This window comes from Enterococcus sp. AZ194 (assembly GCF_051713825.1).
GTDB lineage: Bacteria > Bacillota > Bacilli > Lactobacillales > Enterococcaceae > Enterococcus_K.
Genome location: NZ_JBIOQR010000001.1, coordinates 264,426 through 281,662, shown reverse-complemented (window position 1 = coordinate 281,662; position 17,237 = coordinate 264,426). Strand labels below are relative to the sequence as shown.

The 17,237-nt window shown below is 39.1% G+C and carries 10 protein-coding genes; 1 reads left to right on the top strand and 9 read right to left on the bottom strand.

The window, feature by feature from the left end:
• Positions 1–65: 65 nt before the first annotated feature.
• Positions 66–4,670 carry an LPXTG cell wall anchor domain-containing protein gene (locus tag IGI37_RS01525; protein ID WP_438759645.1) on the bottom strand — a complete coding sequence of 1,535 codons (4,605 nt, stop codon included), beginning with the start codon at positions 4,668–4,670 and terminating at the stop codon, positions 66–68.
• Between the two features lie 871 nt (positions 4,671–5,541).
• On the opposite strand from IGI37_RS01525, the gene IGI37_RS01520 reads away from it, so the two are divergent.
• Positions 5,542–6,906, top strand: coding sequence for a citrate/2-methylcitrate synthase (locus IGI37_RS01520; RefSeq protein WP_438759644.1), 1,365 nt, complete (start codon positions 5,542–5,544; stop codon positions 6,904–6,906).
• A gap of 171 nt (positions 6,907–7,077) precedes the next feature.
• On the opposite strand, the gene gor is transcribed toward IGI37_RS01520, so the two are convergent.
• The 8 genes from gor to IGI37_RS01480 all read right to left on the bottom strand — a co-directional run bounded on the left by gor (position 7,078) and on the right by IGI37_RS01480 (position 17,098).
• Positions 7,078–8,427, bottom strand: coding sequence for a glutathione-disulfide reductase (gene gor / locus IGI37_RS01515; protein ID WP_438759643.1), 1,350 nt, complete (start codon positions 8,425–8,427; stop codon positions 7,078–7,080).
• A gap of 104 nt (positions 8,428–8,531) precedes the next feature.
• Positions 8,532–9,779 carry a peptidase U32 family protein gene (locus tag IGI37_RS01510; protein ID WP_438759642.1) on the bottom strand — a complete coding sequence of 416 codons (1,248 nt, stop codon included), beginning with the start codon at positions 9,777–9,779 and terminating at the stop codon, positions 8,532–8,534.
• Positions 9,780–9,790: 11 nt separating this feature from the next.
• On the bottom strand, positions 9,791–10,714 hold the full coding sequence (locus IGI37_RS01505) for a peptidase U32 family protein (protein ID WP_438759641.1): 924 nt from the start codon (positions 10,712–10,714) through the stop codon (positions 9,791–9,793).
• A 239-nt stretch (positions 10,715–10,953) separates the two neighbouring features.
• Positions 10,954–13,443 (bottom strand): ATP-dependent Clp protease ATP-binding subunit, encoded by a 2,490-nt coding sequence (locus tag IGI37_RS01500; protein WP_438759640.1) that lies wholly within the window; start codon positions 13,441–13,443, stop codon positions 10,954–10,956.
• A gap of 5 nt (positions 13,444–13,448) precedes the next feature.
• Positions 13,449–13,916: a CtsR family transcriptional regulator gene (locus IGI37_RS01495; protein ID WP_438759639.1), complete on the bottom strand. Its 468-nt coding sequence runs from the start codon at positions 13,914–13,916 to the stop codon at positions 13,449–13,451.
• A 925-nt stretch (positions 13,917–14,841) separates the two neighbouring features.
• Positions 14,842–16,443, bottom strand: coding sequence for an IS66 family transposase (gene tnpC, locus IGI37_RS01490; protein WP_438763561.1), 1,602 nt, complete (start codon positions 16,441–16,443; stop codon positions 14,842–14,844).
• 117 nt (positions 16,444–16,560) lie between these two features.
• Positions 16,561–16,914 carry an IS66 family insertion sequence element accessory protein TnpB gene (gene tnpB, locus IGI37_RS01485; protein WP_438759491.1) on the bottom strand — a complete coding sequence of 118 codons (354 nt, stop codon included), beginning with the start codon at positions 16,912–16,914 and terminating at the stop codon, positions 16,561–16,563.
• Between the two features lies 1 nt (position 16,915).
• Positions 16,916–17,098 carry a hypothetical protein gene (locus IGI37_RS01480; protein WP_438759490.1) on the bottom strand — a complete coding sequence of 61 codons (183 nt, stop codon included), beginning with the start codon at positions 17,096–17,098 and terminating at the stop codon, positions 16,916–16,918.
• Between the last annotated feature and the right edge of the window lie 139 nt (positions 17,099–17,237).

Below are 17,237 nucleotides of genomic sequence, written 5' to 3'. Positions count from 1 at the left end.
AGTATTCGTCTCCAAACATCCTAAAAATTCCTACTAGTGAGTATTGTCGAACAAACCTTTCATACTTATTTATTTTTTCGAACATGCTTCCCTTTTTTTCTCCAAAACATCAATGAAGTGGCTACGCCAGCCATAGCAAAACCAATTCCTTGTGTACTAGTTGTGTCGTTTGATCCTGTTTTTGGCAAAGCTCTTCTCTCAGCTCTTGTTGTCGGTGCTGAGTGTTCATCATCCGATGGTTTATTGAGGCTTTCCGTTGGTGCTGGTTTCAGTTCTGAATCCGATGTTGGCTTCGGATCAGGTTTCGGTTCTGGATCCGGTGTTGGCTTCGGATCGGGTTTCGGTTCTGGATCCGGTGTTGGCTTCGGATCAGGTTTCGGTTCTGGATCCGGTGTTGGCTTCGGATCAGGTTTCGGTTCTGGATCCGGTGTTGGCTTCGGATCAGGTTTCGGTTCTGGATCCGGTGTTGGCTTCGGATCAGGTTTCGGTTCTGGATCCGGTGTTGGCTTCGGATCAGGTCTCGGTTCTGGATCCGGTGTTGGCTTCGGATCAGGTTTCGGTTCTGGATCCGGTGTTGGCTTCACTGGTTCATCTACATCGATGATTGGTGCGATTGGTTGTTCCCCGATAATTATCTCTTTAGGCTTCTCTGGGCTAGTCACTTCCGAAATTTCTATCTCTTCGCTAACTGGTGGTGTTGTAGGATTAATTCCTTCCGGAGCTACTTGATCAGGTAACGTAGGTACTACGATTTCAGGTGCAGTTTCTACTGCAATTGGCTGTTCCACTGGAGAAAGCTCTTCCACATTCGTTAGCTCATTCAGATCCGTCGGTGCACTAGGTCCCACACTTTCAATAGCTGTGTTTGTTTCTCGCTCTACTTCTTCAATCTCGGGCGCTTGTGTAAGTCGTTCAATAGTTTCTACGGGAGCACTGACCTCTTGATTACTCATAACCGGCGCTTCAATATCTGTGATACCGGTCACAAGAAATTCAGACTTGGTCGTTGGTTCTATCAAAGTAATTGAATGCGTCGGAACAGATGTGACTGGCATTGGTTGAATAAGCTCAGGCACGTCAGCTGGGCTCTCTGGCATAGCTGAAAGATTGGTAAGTTTTAATTCAGCAATCTCATAGACCTCTAACTGCCCCAATTTCAGCGTATCAAGCTTCGGTACAAAACCTGGCAACATAATAATATCAGAAAACGGTTGCCCACTCAACTCCCCATCCGATTTTGTAAATCGGTTATTATAAACAGTAATCCAATCATAAACACTGACAATTCCCGCATAATTTTTATAGAATGAAACTGAGTTTTTAAGATACTCCGTATTTTTTAGGTAGGCTGATTCTAATTGATTATGAATTTCTAACGAATTAGCTGTCAACATTTTATCAACAAAAATACTGTTTACTTGAATACCTGTCGCCTCTTCAAAAGCACTGATTTCAGCTTTTAAAGCTGCTTGAGCCTTTGTCCATTCTTCGTCGACTTCTTTAATATGTGTATTTGTATAATTCACAATATTTTCAAGAGCTGCTAGACTTTTACTATCATAAGTAGCAATAAATGCTTCAAATTCAGCTACAGTCTTCATTTCTTTCAATTGTTCAACCGTATATCCCAACAAATCGTATTGAGGACTTTGAATATGTACAGAATTAATCACTGCTTGCCATTCAAGATGTAATTTATTTTCTTTATCGCCAGCATTTCCTTCTGCCCATCCCTCACGGTAAGTATCATAATCACTCAGATAACTAACATAGGCTTGATAATATTTTTCATATGCTTTTGCTTTAGTCACGTTTTCTTTTGTGATTGCCTCAACTCCTTTAATATAAGAAACTAAGTTATCTCCAAATCCAGCCGGACTATAAACTTCTGCCAAAGGTGTTGTAACAAATGATTTTTTATTGTACTCATTATTTGCAGTCTCGTACGCCTCAATCATCGGCCATGATTGCGCATAAGCTACGTCCAAGGAACGTTTTGCTGCATCATACATATTCTGCCATTCATCTATTGCTGGCAGAATATTAGCAACATTTTCCTGCGTTATCTGACTAGTTGGAAAAGCCTCAAGAACTGCTTCCATCTCAAGTATTGCCTGATTGATGGTTTCTTTAGCTTGAGCCGCAGAAATATACGCGTTGTGCGTTGTTTCATAGGCTGCTATAGCCGCTTCATATTCTTTTTCAGCAAGTGCATAAGCTCTACTCAATGTTTGATATTCTGCCATCACAGCTATTCGTTCCATCTCTAAATCATCTAATAAGCTCTTCGCCGTGTCATAAGATTCATCTGCCACTTTCCATGCTTGATGTGCTACTGTGTAGTTAGACTGAATTTCAATCTGTTTTCCATCCAGAACTGTCAATAATTCTTGAGCTTGATTATACCTCGCAGTGACCGCTTTATATTGTGCCTCATGAGCTGTATAAGTCAAACTGATTTCTGTAAATTTCCCTGTTAGTAGTATATATTGATCATGCACCTGTGTGTATTGTTCTTTGACACTCACATAAAAAGCTGCTAAAGCCTCATAATCCATTTTTCGTTGCTCTTGAATCGCTGCTAGCTCATCAATAGTTTGCTGCACACTGACATACATACTTTCTGCTTCCAAACGTTCCATATCAAGTAATTCAATCTGGGGTTTCAGTATCTCATAATGACTTTTGGCTTCATTATATTGATCTTCAAGCGCTGTGTATTCTTGTTGGCTGGCTTGGAGAATTAGCGTTAGTGCAGAAAATTCTTCTGATACACGGGCATATTCAGTTTGCAATTGACTTAACTGTAAATCTAGCTCCTGATTTATCAAAAATAAGCGTTCGTACTCGCTCCTAGCTACTTCATAAACGGAATTAACTGCTTCATAGCTAGTATTGACTTCCTCGTAGCGTTGCTTGATTTTTGCAAAGTCCAACTCTGCTTGCTCATAAGAAGCTTGGATACTTTCATAAACTGAAAGTAACTGCTGAATCCGCTTTTCGACCGCTACCTTTTCTGTTACTACCGCTTGATAAGCTGATTGGATCATTTCATAGTCTTCTAGTATTTCCATATAGGTTACACTAATTTCTTGATAGGTATTTTCAAGGCCTTGATATGTCTTCCGCTGTTGCTCCTGTTCTGTCACCAGTGCCTCATATTGAGCTTTAGTTGCTTCATAAGAGACTAACACTGCTTGATACTCAGTGTCTACAATAGTATATTCGGCTGTTACACTTTCATACTGTGTAGTCAACTCGGTTAATTGTTGTTTCACCGTCTCATAAGTTGCTTTTGTTTCATTGTACTGCTGTATAAGTTCATTATAAGCAGCTAATGCTGTCTCATATTCAGTTGTTCCTTCTTCATATTGTTTGAGCATTGCCTCTATTTTCACACGTTGAGCATTATAAGTAGATAATTCTGCCTCATATGTCTTGAGCTGCGCATCATAACTACTCTTTTGCTGATTATAAGTCAATGTATTTTCTGCATAAACGGCTGCTTTACTCTCATAGTTTTGTTTAGCTAATTCATACGCCACTTGTTCTTCTTGATACTTATTCGCTTGTTCAGAGACTTTTTTGTTTAACGCCTCATAGTTCGTCATTGCGGCTTCGTAAGCTGCCTTACTCTCTAAATAATTAGCTTTGATTTGATCATATTCAACCAGTTTCTGTTCATAGCTAGTGCTTGTTGTTACTAATTGTGATAACTCCGCTTCATAGCTTGTCTTTTCAGTTAAATAGTTTTCTTTATCTTTTTCGTAAGCTGCTACAACTGCCTCGTACTCCTTTAATGCTTCGTCATAAATAGTTCTTTCACTTTCATAGGCTATTCGTGCAGCTTCTACTTCCATTTTTAATTCATTATATGTAGTTATTGCCAAATTAAATTCAGTAGCCGCCTCTTCATGCTTTGCTTTTTGACTCTCATAAATATGTAGAATATTCTCGTAAGCTTGCTTCTGTGTTTCATAATTCGCTAAATTACTTGTATATAAAACTTTGGCTTCATTATAAGACGTTTTTAATGTTTCATAAACAGTTACTGCATTCTTGTATACCTCAAGCTTCATCTCATACTGTTTGCGTAGCTCTTCATACTGATTTCTTTCCTCTAACACCAAATCTTTGGCCGCCTCATATTCAGTCACAGCTGACTCATAAGTTACCTTTGATTGATCGTACGCCATTTTGATTAATAAGTAAGCTTCTTTTTCAGTTTCATAGGCAGTCTTTTCTTGCTCATAGTTTGTTGCATTCAATTCATAATCATTTTTACTCATTTCATAAGCTATACGTTCTTTTTCATAAACTTCTTCGATTGCTTTAAATTCTGCCAATTTTATTTCGTAGTCAACTTTTAACGCATCGTATTCTTTTTTGAGTTTTTCTGCATTCTCACGTTTTTTGTCGGCATCCACTTTGGCTGTATCGTAGACAGACAAAGCTGTATTGTACTTGCCCAATGTCATTTCATACTCTGCTTTTGCTCGATTATACTCATCTAAAGCAGACTGGTAATCACTTTGTTGACTCTTTTCTACTGAATGATTGCTCGATTGAATTATCGTTGCCAATGATCCAGCTGGATTCGCTAATCCTGCAACTAGAGTACTTGAATACAATAAAAATTTAAACGAACTTTTTCTCAATGAATGTCTCATTACATTTTTTACCTTCCTTTTTCAGTATTATTAATACTCTGAAAATTCTTTCCATATACACTACTGCCTAATTAAAATTTCTATCAGAAGCTCAACTACAACTGAGAGCTTTTTAGTTATAAATCTCTATTTAATCATCCTTTTTATTATACTTAGACAAAAGGAACTACCTCCAAGCCAAAAGAATTATTATGGATGAATAAGCAGCAATCCAGTCGAGATTAACTTAAAGGCTTGAAAAGCTTTCGGTTTCTAATAAGCCCTTCCTACTCACTTCACAAGCACCAAAAAACAACTGACTATTAGTATGTAATCAATTTTTTGACTATGTTCTATTATAATACTTTTTAAAATAACACACAATATTTAAAGCTTATATTTTCAAGCAAAACGCAATTATCTCGAATGTGAGCATATTGTAACAAATGATACAAAACTCCCTCAAAACTAGACAAACCGCTAGTACCCTCTACACACGAAATATACTTGAGTTTAAAGCTAGATGATATATCCAAGAGCATCAAACATTTGGTGGACTATCGACTAAGAAACAATCCGTGTCTTAAAAAATTCGTATTTCTTATTATTTGCACGCTTTTCTGCTTATTGTTAGAGAATCAACACTTCTATCACACCTCCAGTGAAAAAGCTTTTCATTCATTCTCAGCTAGAATATTTTCATTTCTTTATAACTACAATAAATTGATACCTGTCTAAACAAAGTCAGACAGACATTGTAACTTCTGCGATTTATGACTTTTCTATAGCTGATTTTTGTAAAGTAATGAGAATTGCTAGACAAATGATTATCCACGCTATAAAATGAGAGTATTATGTATATTTAATTAAAAATAAATGGAGGTTTTCTAATATGACTGATATTTTTCATACGACACCCGAAATTATCCGTTTGGCTGACTACTGTTTGCAGGAAGACAAAATAGCGAGTCACTATTATACACACTATGAAGTCAAGCAAGGCTTACGTGATATGAATGGAAAAGGAGTCATGGCAGGACTAACAAATATTTCAATGATCCATTCTCAACGTCTCGAAAACGATCAATTAGTACCTTGTGAAGGAATTTTACAATATAGAGGTATTGACATTAAGCAACTCGTACACGGCTTTTTACATGACAACCGACTCGGCTATGAAGAAGTTAGTTATCTACTTTTATTTGGTCAACTTCCGAATGCCACTGAATTAACCAATTTCAAGAAAATTCTAACTGAAAAACAAACCTTGCCGACAAATTTTGTACGCGATATCATCATGAAAGCTCCTTCAAAGGATATCATGAACACCTTAGCTCGTTGTGTACTCACACTAGCTTCTTACGATGATCATGCAGATGATATTTCCTTGCCCAATGTTTTGAATCAGTCACTAATGCTGATCAGTGTTTTTCCAATGCTAGCTGTCTACGCCTACCACGCTTATAATCATTATGGAAATGATGATAGTATGTATATCCATTATCCACAAGCAAATCTTTCAACTGCTGAGAATATTTTGCATATGCTTCGTTCAACTAAATCGTATAGCGCGATGGAAGCAAAGGTCTTAGATATGGCCCTTGTTTTACATATGGAGCATGGCGGCGGAAATAATTCAACCTTTACCACACATGTTGTTACCTCTTCTGGAACAGATACCTACTCTGCTATTGCAGCCGCTCTTGGCTCCCTTAAAGGACCAAAGCATGGAGGGGCCAACATTAAAGTCACAGAGATGATGAAAGATCTTAAGGAAAACCTGACTAGCCTAACTAATGAAAAAGAAATCAGAGCGTATTTAATTAAACTTCTCCGAAAAGAAACTTTTGATAAAAAGGGGTTAATCTACGGAATGGGCCACGCCGTCTACTCGATTTCTGATCCTCGTGCAGATATCTTTAAAGGGTTTGTTAAAGACTTAGCACAAGATAAAGGTCGCGAGGAAGAATTTCAGCTTTATTCGCTTGTAGAAAAAATTGCTCCTGAAGTCATTGCTGAGGAACGAAAAATTTATAAAGGTGTTAGCGCAAACGTCGACTTTTACAGTGGTTTTGTCTACAGCATGCTTGATTTACCTGAAGAGCTATATACCCCCATGTTTGCAGTCGCTAGAATTGTTGGTTGGAGTGCTCATCGTATGGAAGAGCTAATTAATGTGAATAAAATTATTCGCCCTGCCTATGAAAGTGTCTGTATTGAAAAGGAATATGTTGAACTAAGCAAAAGAAAAGCTTAAGAGATGATAATTCTGGATGTATCAATGGTTAGATAAACAAACACTTATCCACACGAGGATATTTCAGCTAGAATTCGTCCAGTTATCAGTTATCCACAACAAAAAAGAGGAGTTGAGACCAAAAATGTCCCTGCCTCCTCTTTTTCGGTTACTTTTTTCTAACTAAATCAACTAACGCATAGTAACAAATTCTTCTGAACCGGTTGGATGAATCGCAACTGTCTGATCAAAGTCTTTTTTTGTAGCACCCATCTTGATTGCCACTGCAAAGCCTTGAAGCATCTCATCAACACCAATACCAATTCCATGTAAGCCGATAATTTTTTCGTCTTCACCTAAACAGACTAGCTTCATTTCACACTTTTGACGATAATCATTTAAAGCAAAGTACATCGGCGTAAATCGAGAACGGTAGACTTTAATCTGCTTCTCACCATATTGCGCCAATGCTTCCTCTTCTGTTAAACCAATTGTAGCAATGGGTGGATGTGTAAAGACCACTGTCGGTACTAAGTTATAATCTAAGTATTCCTCTGTTTTCCCATTAAATAGGCGCTCAGATAAACGACGCCCCGCTGCAATCGCCACCGGAGTCAAATCAATTTTACCGATTACATCGCCAATTGCATAAACCCCTTCTGCACTTGTGTTTTGAAATTTATCGACTTCAATGAATCCCTGTTCAGATTGTTTAATTGCCGTATTCTCCAGACCTAGCTGGCTTGTATTTGGTACACGTCCCCCTGCAAAAAAGACTTTATCCGCAGTAAGCTTCTTCCCATTTTCAAAATAAACACTGACTTGACCATCTGCTTCTTTCACTATCTTTTTCGCAACAGAATTGGCATATAAATACAGTCCTGCCTCCTTAGACATTTCTACAAGATTGTCTGTTAACATCTTATCAAAGCTCCGTAATGGTCGTTCTTTACGATAGGCCCAGTGAACTTCTATCCCCATGCCATGCATCACTCCAGCCAATTCTGCAGCAATATAACCTGCACCCAACATCACGACTTTTTTTGGTTGTTCAGTTAGCGCAAAAAAATCATTTGAATCGAGAGCTAACTCGCCACCAGGAATCTTCATTACAGATGGTTTTCCACCCGTCGCAATTAAAATATTGGGAGCTGTGTATAACTCACCATTGACTTCGAGGATGTGCTGATCTTTAAATTTCGCATAACCTTTGACTACTTCTACCTTATTGCTATCCAGCCCACGCTGATAAGCACCATGTAGAAATTCTATATAGGCTTCTCTTTTTTTCACAAGCTCTGAAAAATTAAAGCTTTCCACAGACGCATGAATTCCATAACTGGCTGCATCTCTGTGAATCATTTCAAGCATACTACTGGCTTGCCACATGACTTTTTTAGGTACGCAGCCGACATTTACACAAGTACCACCTAGCTCATTGCCTTCAATCAGTAATACTTTAGCACCATACATTCCAGCACGGTTAGCAGAAGCAATCCCACCACTGCCACCGCCAATGACTAGATAGTCATATGTTTTCATTTTATAAGCCCTCCTTCTATCAAAAAGGTATTCCCCTTTTCTACTCGCTTTTACTTGTTTTTTCTCGAACGAAAAAAGTTTTCCACAAGTAAAAGAATTCTCGCTTAGTCTTCTTTTTTCTTACGAATCATATCCCCAGGCTTTACTGGTTTTTCCACAGGCATCGTCAAAATCATCATTGGGTTTGGCGCCCGATCAATTGACTCCCCTTCTTCATTATACATAACTTCCACTGATTGTGAGAAATGATTGAACCCTGGGCCATAAAATTCAATTTCATCACCTACAGAAAAATGGTTTCTTTGTCGAACCGTCGCGATTTTGGTTCCTTCATCGTAGGCCATCACTTCTCCAATAAACTTATACACAGGAATCTTACGGCGAGGACCAAATAGCTGCTCTTCTTCAGTCGGTGTTCGGTAATAAAAGCCCGTTGCTAGCTCACGTTGAGCCACTTTCCACAGCTCATCAATCCACTCTTGTTTACACACATAGTTTTCTGGATCTTCCATATAACTATCCACAGCTGCTTTATATACATTTGAAACAGTCGAAACATAGTGAATAGACTTCATACGTCCTTCAATTTTGAAACTATCAACACCATTCTCAATTAACTCTGGAATATGCTCAATCATCGACATATCTACCGCACTCATTGAAAATTCTTCAGGGACTCTTCCTTTTGCGACCAAACTTTCTCTTTCCCCTGCAAAAGGCAAATCAAATAAGTCATACTTCCAACGACAAGACTGCGAACACCCCCCACGATTGGCATCACGCATAGACATATGGTTGGATAAGGTACAGCGCCCTGAATAGGAAATACACATCGCGCCATGAATAAAGGCTTCAATCTCGACATCCGTATGTTTACGAATCTCAGCAACCTCCTCCATCGAAACCTCTCTAGCTAGAACAACCCGTTCCAAGCCTTCCTCTTTCCAAAATTCTAAGGTTTCAAAATTCGTTGCTGATGCCTGTGTGGATAAATGGATAGGTAAACCCGGTGCTTCTGTCGCACAAATTTCAATTAAGGTTGGATCAGAAACAATCACCGCTGAAATACCGACATCTCTTAATTCTCTAAAAAATTCTCCCGCACCTTCTTGATTGCCTTCGTGAGTGACCATGTTCGCGGCTACATAGACCTTTGCATTATGTGCTTTGGCAAAGGCTACCCCTTCAGCCATCTCCTCATAACTAAAATTGCCCGCGCGACTTCTTAAACCATACGCATTTCCACCAATATAAACTGCGTCTGCACCATAGTGAATCGCTGTTTTTAATTTTTCTAATGTACCTGCCGGAGCCAAGACTTCCGGACGTTTTAATTTTTTTGTTGTTGTCATCTTTATACTCCCTATTTAATTTTGTCAGGATCTAAATCGAAAAATCCACTATCTAATCCACGATTTTCTGGATGTAAGGCTTGGACCTTTTGATTAAAATTTTCTGCCGTTTCTTGCGTCCATTCTCCAGCTTCAATCACTTGTTTGGCCTCAACAAATAACTCAGCGATTGAAACAAATGCCTCACCTGTTGTAAAAATACCATCCAGCTTCCAACGTGTATAGTTCTCTTCGTTCAGTCTCGCTAACTCAGCCATCAAATTCACATCATTATTGGCAAAAATATGTGTGCCATGACTATCTTCATATATCGAATAATGTGTATCCTCTTTTTTCGGCTCAGATAAAAACAGCCCACGTTCCTTACTTGTTGACTCAGCTAACTCTGTATAGTTATAGTAGTTTTGCAAAAGAGGTCGTTTGGATTGATGAATACAGGTCGCACCATAGACTAGAACTTCTACTGGTACCAATAAATTAGAAGACATCGCTTGCATCTCTTCAAACGGAACTTCTCTAGCAAGAACGGCCCCAATTGCCCCTTTTTTCGCCCAAAAATTAATTTGACGAGAGCTTGTCACCATCGTCTCGGCATCATAAATATAAGGAATTTGTAACGCCTCATTTTTTTTCATCGTATAAATCACACCAGGATCTCCTACAGTGATCTGATCTACTTGAATTTCCTTTAAAAAGGCTAAGTAATCGGGAATCCCCTTCATTTTTTCTGGATGCATAATTCCATTCACTGCGACATTGACTTTTTTGCCTAACTGATGCGCAAATGCCACCAATTCTTTTTGTTCTTCGCGCGAAAACGAGTACGGCAAACGTAAGCCAAACCTCTCTTCACCAATATATACAGTATCGACTCCTGCAGTTAAAACTGCTTGTGCTTGTACAACGGATTCCGCGGTTGCCACTAGTTCAATCATAAACTGCCTCCTCTTATTCTTTTTCATCATTTGATATAACGGTTCTGCAATAAAAAGTCAAGTGCTCAATGGAAATTTTCTTCCCCTTCCCCAGACTTGGGTACCTGCCTTAACCTGGTTCTTTTCCATCAAAAAAAGCAGCGAATGAATGGATAAACCCCAAAAAGTTAGACCTAGCCTAACTTAGTGGGACAGCCCATGCACCGCTGCCCGTATTTACTTATTTTTACTGACTGTTGTTAAACAGGCTGTAATTCTTCTTTGACTTCTTTTTTATTTTTAACCGATACGGTTATTTTACCCTTTGTTGCGCCAATTGTCACGTTGTCTCCGAAATGAATTTGACCAGAAAGTAACGCTTCACTCAAACGGTCCTCAACTTCTTTTTGTAAAGCCCGGCGAATCGGTCTTGCACCATACTCTGGATCAAAACCAACCTTGCTGATAACATCTATCGCAGCTCCCGTAATCTTAACTTGAACATCTTGTTCAGCCAAACGCTTGACTACTGCGTGACTCATGATTTTGACAATCGAATGAATCTCTTCTTTTCCTAGCGAATGGAAGACTACTGTTTCATCAATTCGGTTTAAGAATTCAGGTCGGAAGGCTTTTTTCAATTCTTCTAAAATCCGTTTTTGCATTGCCGCATGATCCTTCGTCAAATCTTTGACATTAAAGCCGACATTTTTTTCTTCACGAATCTCAGTTGCACCAATGTTTGAAGTCATGATAAGAATCGTATTTCTAAAATCGACTTTACGCCCCTTAGCATCTGTCAAATGACCGTCATCCAATACTTGTAACAAAATATTAAAGACATCTGGATGAGCTTTTTCCACTTCATCCAACAAAATGACAGAATAAGGTTTTTGACGAATCTTTTCAGTCAACTGACCACCCTCATCATAGCCGACATAACCTGGAGGTGAACCAATCAAACGACTGGTACTATATTTCTCCATAAACTCAGACATATCTACCCGAATCAGAGAATCTTCACTACCAAACATTGCCTCTGCTAAGGCCTTAGCAAGCTCCGTTTTCCCAACCCCAGTTGGTCCTAAGAACATAAAGGAACCAATTGGTCGTTGTGGATCCTTCAGCCCACTTCTTGCACGACGAATTGCGCGGGAAACAGCTTTGACCGCTTCCTCTTGACCAACCACACGTTTATGAAGAGTCGCTTCAAGCTCCAATAAGCGTTTGCTTTCTTTTTTCTCTAATTGTTTCAATGGAACACCTGTCCATTGTGAAACAACAGCTGCGACATCTTCTTCTGTTACACGATTCGCATAGCCTGTCTCATTCTTGGCTTCAACTAATGCTAGAGCATCTAATTTTTTCTCAAGGCGTTTTTCTTTTTTGCGAATTTGAGCGGCCGTTTCAAAATCCTGTTTACGAATAGCCGACTCTTTATCTGCTGAAAGTAATAACATCTCTTGTCGAAGCTTAGCTGTTTCTGTCGGTTCGTCTGCTTTGTCTAAACGAACTTTTGCCGCAGATTCATCCATCAAATCAATCGCTTTATCCGGCAATTGACGTGAATTAATATAACGAACAGATAGCTGAACCGCCGCACGCAAAGCATCATCTGTAATCTCTACATGATGATGTTCTTCATAACGACTTCTCAAGCCCTGCAAGATTTCTTCTGCTTCATCTGGTGTCGGTTCATCAACTTGAATCCGAGCAAATCGACGCTCTAACGCAGAGTCCTTTTCAATATATTTTTGATATTCATCTAGTGTCGTTGCACCAATTGTTTGAAGTTCCCCACGAGCTAACGCCGGTTTTAAAATATTTGAGGCATCAATTGCCCCTTCTGCACCACCAGCACCAATCAAGGTATGCAACTCATCAATGAATAAAATAATCTCGCCATCTTGATAGATTTCTTCAATCACTTTTTTCATACGATCTTCAAACTCACCACGATACTTGGTCCCAGCAACTAAAGAACCCATGTCTAACATCATTAAGCGCTTCTTTTGCATCTCTTCTGGGACTTCTTGTGCCACGATTCGTTGAGCTAAGCCTTCAGCAATCGCTGTTTTACCAACGCCTGGTTCTCCAACTAAGACCGGATTATTTTTGGTTCGGCGACTTAATATTTGAATTAGACGTTTCACTTCTGCGCTTCTACCAACCACTGGATCAAGCTTGCCATCTCTTGCAAGCTTTGTTAAGTCACGGGCAAGTGAATCTAACGTAGGTGTCCCTTGTGTTGGTTGATTCTTCGCAGCTCCACCTTTACGACGATTGCCAGTACTTCCTTTTGGTTCTGTGACACCCATCTTACGTTTTAATAGTTGGCGCATTTTAGATAAGTCTAACCCCAAATTCATAACAATTCGTGAAGCTAGAATTTCTTCATCTCTTAATAATCCTGATAACAGATGCTCCGTGCCAATCGCTGGTACACCAAAACGTTTGGCCTCATCTGCAGCATAGGCAAAAATTTGTTTAGCACGCGGTGAATAAGGTAAGTAAATTCCTTTTGGATAAGATTTAATGGTGCCATAACCAATTAAATGCTCAATTTCCTCTTGAACCTCATGATCATTTAAGCCCATTTGGCGTAATGTTTTCCCCGCAATTCCTTCTGTTTCTAATAGTAGCGCTAATAACAAGTGCTCTGATCCAACTGATTGATGTTTAAAAAATTTGGCTTTTTCTTGAGAGATAGATAAGACCACTCTAGCTCGTTCTGTAAATAGTTCGTTCAAAGCGCTCACTTCCTTTCTTCATAACTTAGTCGTTCTAAAAATGCTCTAAGTATCTGAGCACGCAGGACATTCTCTTTGGCAGAGATGCCTAGCACATTTTTTGAAATAGCACTCAGCATTAAATTTCCTTCATTTCGAGTAACTATCTCATCCTCATACATTTTCTGAATAATTGCTAGGGCATTTTTTTCAGTTAATTCATGGTCAAATAACTGGTTAATTCTTTCTAAAAGTTGTCGTTTATCCGACAATTGAACTTTAACGATTCGGATATAACCACCACCGCCACGCTTACTCTCAACCGTATAGCCACGTTGAATGGTGAAACGGGTATTGATTACATAATTGATTTGTGAAGGAACACAATTGAATAAATCTGCCATTTCGGCACGTCGAATCTCAATCATTTCACTATTCTCAAGAATGCTCTTTAGATATGCTTCAATCAAATCTGACGTATTATGATTACTCATTCTCTTCATTCCCTTGACTAATATTGACCTTAATTATATCGAACTTAGGAAGAGAATGAAAGAACTATGCTTTTGTTTAAATAAAAATAAACACTTTTTTTAATGAATCTTATAGATAAAGACACAAATTCTGCTAATAAATCCCCGTCCGTCACGTGTTAAATCAAATTCACTCCTCTTATTTTACTATTTAACGGAAAACTTTTACAGCTTGAATTTGTAAGCTTCTCGGATTCACCTGCCCAAATAAAGAAAAAATGTGAAGCCGAAAGCTCTCTTCTAATTGTTACTATTCATACCATTCCTACTAAGACTATTTAAAATGGTGAGGCTGGGACATTTCATACGTTATGTCCTAATCTCTCTTTAGCCGAATAAACGGTGGATACAGAAGCAACTCCATCTGCACTCCGTCCCATCAATTTCTAAAGGTGCAACACTTTTAGAACTGATGGACTGCGTTCCGCTCTCAACAACTTCTACGCATGAGACATGCTAGAGTTGAAGGTTCTTATTGCTGTAAAACACAACGAAGCATGAGTTGATGTTGCACAGTACCTACCCGGTTCTCGGAGTTAAACACTCCTGTCCCAACCTCTTCAATCAGTCTACGTTTGCCATTCTTGCTAGTGCTGAGGTAGGGAAGCGAAATGAAACATTTCACTAGTATCGCACTACGCTTACCATTCTACTAAAAGGTCCTACAAAAGTAGAACTGGCAACTAAAAGTTCCTACACAAGTGGAACTGACAAGCTACTTGCGATCAGACTGCGAACTTTTTGATGGAAGGAATTATAGATGCGGCCTTGCTACTTTGGTCTCATGAAAGGTACTGAAAAGCCTATTACCAGTAGCTTTCTTAGTAAGTGCCTAATAAAATAGTACCTACACGCCAAATAGCCCAAGCCTTATACTAAGCTTAGGTTATTTGGTCTGTTTATAAGTAGTTCTACATAATGCTTGAACATCTGGTTTCCAGGGAAGTAAGGCGTCCAACCCTTCATCTGATTGAGTTTCCATATTTGGTACTCGATCAAATAGGAATTCTATATATCGAATCGGGTCGAGACCATTGGCTACTGCCGTTCGATAGATACTCAAAATGACGCCTGATGTTCGTGCGCCTTCCAAGCTACAGGAATGCATGTAATTTTTTCGCCCAATCACCAGCTCTTTTATATGACGCTCGGCCAAATTATTACTTAATTCCAATCGTCCATCCTCAAAGATTCGCTCAAATCCGCTTCGTATCTTCCGTACATACTCAACGGCATTCTCTAGCTTCGATTTTGGGACCGCAACGAACGTATCTAGCCATTCATAAAAGTTGTTCACCAATGGCTTCAGATAAGCTTGACGCTTATCAAAACGTTCCTCAATGGTGACTTCCTTCCATTTGCGTTCTAGCTCGAACCAGATGTCAAGCATCTTCACGGCGACAACTGCTGGCGTTTGTTCGGCCTTACCATTTTTTGGAATGGCTTCAAAAAACTTTCGACGTGCGTGCGCAAGGCAATAGACGAGCTTCACATCCGTTACATAATTATACCCTGCATAGCCATCACAATGAAGATACCCCTTAAAGTCAGACAAAAACTCTTTCGGTACTGTCCCAGATTTAGACTCTGCATGATGGTAATAGGCAATAGGCTGTGCACTATGTTTCCCGGTTGAGAAGAGCCAGTAATAGGTTTTTGCTTTTTTACTCTGAATCACTTGATAGCTCGTCTCGTCTGCATGAAGAATCTCTTCTTGATTCAAATAATGTTTGAATCGTTCGGCAACCGGATCTAACGCATGATGACAAGCTTTGATATGCCAGTTTGTCATATTATCGCGTGAGATATCGAGTCCGAGTGTTTCTCGCCAATAAATTTCTTGGCGATTCGCTGGACTTTTTTGACCGAATTTTAGACGGATTGTTTCCGCAATAATACTGTTTGAGCCTAAACTATTTGGGACGACTGGTTTAGGAACAGGTGCCTTCTTATAGGAAGAAACATCTGCCTTTTCACATGCCTTACAACAATAAGTGTGTTGAATGTGAGCCAATCGATCCAACATTGCTTGATGGAATCGGACCTCTTCACGTAATTTTGTTGTACCGATATCAATCATTTGAGTACCACAATGTTCACAAGAACGTTCTTCTTGTGGAAGTTCATGGTGTATTTCAGTTAAAGGAAGGTGCGCGATTTTCTCAGCTTTTTGGCCACTCTTCCTTTTAGACTTTTTTTCAGGGGCCGGTTTTTCTTCTTTGGGTACGGTAAATATAGAGGCCTCTTCGAGTTCCTCTGTGAATAAATTTAATTGACCACTAACATCTGAGGAAATAGTTTCCTTTGAGCGCCCGAATTGGCGATTCATAAAGTAGTTGAGTTTTTCATTCAGTAGTTGAATTTCGGTGGTTAATGCTTGGTTGGTTTTCTTTAGAGAATCAATCGTTTCAGTCTGATTTTTTAAAAGTTCAAGTAAGACATTTACATCAATCTCAACGTTATTTGTTGAACTTACATCTGTCGATATATCCAAAAAAATCCACCACCATTCTATCTATTTTTCTTCCCTTTATTATACCATTTTTCAGAACAAAAAAACAGATAAAAACCGCATTAAATCAATGTTTATTACGGTTTTTATCTATTAGAATTGGCCTCTTTTCCCTGGCTTTATCGCCCTGGGTTGATCGATGTCCAACCCTTCAAATAACCAACGAATTTGTTGACTAGTTAGTTGTCGAACCTCTTCTTTTTTTCTAGGCCACTTGAGTCGGCCATCTTGAATCCTTTTATAACATAAGAGGAAGCCGTCACCATCCCAATACAAAATTTTGAAACGATCACATCGATTACCGCAAAAAAGGAAGAGGGCATCTGAATAAACATCTAGCTCGTACTCTTGTTGGATGAGACTCGCCAATCCGTCAATTCCACGACGAAGGTCTGTTTTCCCAGTGACGATATACAAGTTCTTTACTTTAGTGAAATCAAGAAGCACGTCATCTCAACTCCCTAAGCACTGCGGCAAGAATATAACTACTGATACCATTATAAAGATGTATTTCAGAGCCATCTTTTCTTTTTATTCGTGCAGCTAGCTTCGCACTCGCTACTTTCTGATTTTGTTTCTGGTCTGGCTGCGTATGAAGCTGAATGGGTACAATTTCGTTTGTCTTGGTCAAACAAACACCTCCAATTTACTTGTTAAGCCAAGTATACCCGGAGGTGTCGCTTGATTATAGGTACCTAGTTATTAGGCACTTACCTTTCTTACACCTCGATATTATAATCTCTTTACAACACAAAAAACTAGCTCCATCA